At 71.8% G+C, this 2,951-nt stretch carries 3 protein-coding genes; all 3 read right to left on the minus strand.

What is annotated here, in order from left to right:
- Window positions 1-229: 229 nt before the first annotated feature.
- On the minus strand, window positions 230-1,138 hold the full coding sequence (locus D7W79_RS40850) for an alpha/beta hydrolase (protein ID WP_120530595.1): 909 nt from the start codon (window positions 1,136-1,138) through the stop codon (window positions 230-232).
- A 32-nt stretch (window positions 1,139-1,170) separates the two neighbouring features.
- Window positions 1,171-1,356 carry a hypothetical protein gene (locus D7W79_RS40855; RefSeq protein ID WP_120530596.1) on the minus strand — a complete coding sequence of 62 codons (186 nt, stop codon included), beginning with the start codon at window positions 1,354-1,356 and terminating at the stop codon, window positions 1,171-1,173.
- A 201-nt stretch (window positions 1,357-1,557) separates the two neighbouring features.
- Window positions 1,558-2,951: AAA domain-containing protein (locus D7W79_RS40860; protein WP_120530597.1), on the minus strand; the 1,394-nt coding region annotated here is incomplete at its 5' end.

A 2,951-nucleotide genomic window follows, 5' to 3' on the forward strand; every position in this document is an offset into this window, starting at 1 on the left:
CCCCACCCTTCCCCACCACACGCACACGGATGCCCGGGACACGTGATCCATCGCGGGCTTCCCCTAATCAAGACCCGTGCCGGGTCACGCCGTTGCCCCGCGACCACCTGAATTCAGGGACTTGGCTCACGCGCCGGCGGCCAAGTGAGCGCTGGAGGGAACCGGGTTGCCCTGGAGGGTGAAAGGTTTTTCCCGACCTTTTGCCAACCGGCACCCCCAACTTTTCAGGTCATGCAGATGACGCTTCGGCGGCGCTTCCGGCAATGAACGCCGCGATCGCGGCGGCCACGGCCGCGGGCTGCTCCAGGTGCACGTGGTGGCCGCCCTGGAAGAAACGGGGTGGGGCGGCCAGTGTGCGCAGGGCGGCCAGCCGCGCCTCCAGCAGCTCCGGGGCGGGGGACAGGCCTTCGGTGCCGCGCAGCAGCTGCACGGGGCAGGTGACGGCGGCCTCCAGCGTCAGCCACTGGGCCTCGTCGAAGCCCTGGCCGAAGCGGCGGCGGTGGCGCGGATCAAAGGTGAAGGCGAAGTCGCCCTCCGGCGTCCGGCGGGTGCCGTGGCGCGCGAAGAGGAGCGCCGCGTCCGGGGAGAGGGTGGGGTTGGCCTGACGCAGGCGCTCCGCGGCGGCCTCCACCGTGGGGTAGCGCTTGCGGTTCGGCGGGCGGCGCGAGTCGTCCAGGAAGCCGCGCAGCCGCTGGAGGGCGCCCGTGGCCGGACCGCCGGAGGGGCCCAGGCTTTCGATGAGCGTCAGGCCGAGGACGCGCTCCGGGCGCGCGGCGGCGTACGCGAGCGCGACGATGCCGCCCAGCGAGTGCCCCACCAGGTGCACCCGCGGCAGGGCCAGCCCGTCCAGGGTGGCCTCCACGTCCAGCAGGTGGTCGCTGAAGTGGTACGCGGCGCCGGGGCCCGCGTGGCCGCTCTGGCCCATGCCGCGAAAGTCCAGCAGCACCGTGCGCCAGGCTTCGGGCAGGTGCTCGCAGAGCGGATCAAAGCTGTGGGAGTGGTCCAGCCAGCCATGCAGGAACAGCACGGCCGGGGCCCCCTGGGGGCCTCGCTGCCGTACGTGCAGCGGCAGCCCTTCGGCATCGAGGGTGAGGGATTCGAATGCGGCGGCGGGCACGGAGCCTCCTCGTGCCTTCATGCCTTACTCCGTCCCCCCGGGTACTGGCGACCCTAGACGATGCTGCTGGTCGCCGCCGGGCGCGGCGGGCCGCCGGTGTCCGGCTTGCCGAGCACCATGGCCAGCTGCCGGGCCTGGCTCTCCGTGGCGCAGCGGTACTCCTGGGTCTTGCCGTTGGGCCGATCGATCCGAATCACCCAGACGTCATTCTCCTTGGTCACCACAGGCGCTTGAGACATGCATTCCCTCCGTGTCCGGCAAGAGAAGCATCCTTCGTGCCGACCCCGTGGATGGAGCCAAATGCCTGATTTCCGGCCGTCTCCCGCACCAGGCAGGCAGGCGGGTGACAAAATTCGTTCAGCGAGCCGACAAATTTCGACCGCCTGGCTCGCACTCCTTGCGTAGTCCCGTGGGGCAGGCCGGTGTCGTTGGAATGACAATCATTGCTCAGCCGGGTCCGGCCACTCCCAGGCGGAGCGGTAGCCGCCGTCCGTCTGCGTGCCCTCGATGAAGCGCGCGTAGAAGGGGTGGCTGCTGAGGGTGGCGGAGTCGCCCACGACGAACAGGTGTCGGCGGGCGCGGGTGAGGGCCACGTTCATGCGGCGCAGGTCGTTGAGGAAGCCCAGCTGCCCCTCGCTGTTGGAGCGGGTGAGGCTGACGAGGATGGCGTCCTTCTCCCGGCCCTGGAACGCGTCCACGGTGTCCACCTCCACCTCCGGGTGCACGGCCTCCAGCGCCTCGCGCAGGTGCCGGGCCTGGGCGCTGTACGGGGCGATGACGGCCACCTCGCGCGGGGACAGGCCCAGGGAGAGGAGCTGCCGCACGCGGGCGATGACGTACGTGGCCTCGCCCGGGTTGAGGAGGGAGTGGGTGGTGGGCTCCTCCTCTTCGTCGAAGCCCTTGCCCGCGGTGTCCAGGTAGAGCACGGGCGGGGCGTCCACCTCCGCGCCGGGGTTGAGCACTTGCGCGAGCGTGCGGTCCGCCACGGACGGGTGGGCGCGCAGCTCCCCGCCGTACATCTCCTTCGAGGGGAAGGCCATGATGGCGGCGTTCATCCGGTACTGCTCGCGCAGCATGCGCTTCACGTCGTCGCCGTGGTCCTGGAGCAGGCGCTCGAAGAGGCTCACGCCCAGGCCCGCCTTCGCGGCCTCCTGCGACAGCACGGTGGGCGGCAATTGCTGCGGGTCTCCGGCGAGCACCACCTTGGGCGCGCGCAGGAAGCCCAAGAGGGCCAGCGGCTCGGTGGCCTGGGTGGCTTCGTCCAGGAGGGCGCGGTCGAACTCCTCGCCCGCGAGCACGCCGGAGCCCAGGCTCGCGAGCGTCACGCACACCACGTCCGCGCGGGCGAGCACGGCCTTCACGGCCTTCTTCTCCAGCTTGCGCGCCTCGTCCATCAGGTCCTTGGCCTCCGCCGTGGAGGAGCGGGCGTTGGAGAAGCGCTCGCGGCTGCGGCCCTGGTTGCGCTGGCGGCGCGCGTAGCCGAAGAGGTCGAAGGCCTCGTCGAACAGGTCGCGGCTGACGACGCGGTCCGGGTGCTCCTCCACCACGATGTCCAGCGTGTGCTCCTGCAGGCGGGCGGCGACGCGCGCGGGGTGGCCCACGCGAAGGGCGCGCAGGCCCTGCTCCAGGCACAGCTCCAGCAGGTGGTCCACGGCGGCGTTGCTGGCCGCGGTGCACAAGAGGCGCTCTCCGCGCGCGACGGCCTGGGCCGCCACCTCCGCCAGCACGGTGGACTTGCCGGTGCCGGGCGGGCCGTGGACCAGGAAGAAGTCCTCCGCGGCCAGGGCGCGCTTCGCGGCGTCCTGCTGCTCCGGGTTGAGCGGGCGGGTGGGGG

The sequence above is a fragment of the Corallococcus exercitus genome (genome assembly GCF_003611585.1).
Lineage (GTDB): Bacteria > Myxococcota > Myxococcia > Myxococcales > Myxococcaceae > Corallococcus > Corallococcus exercitus.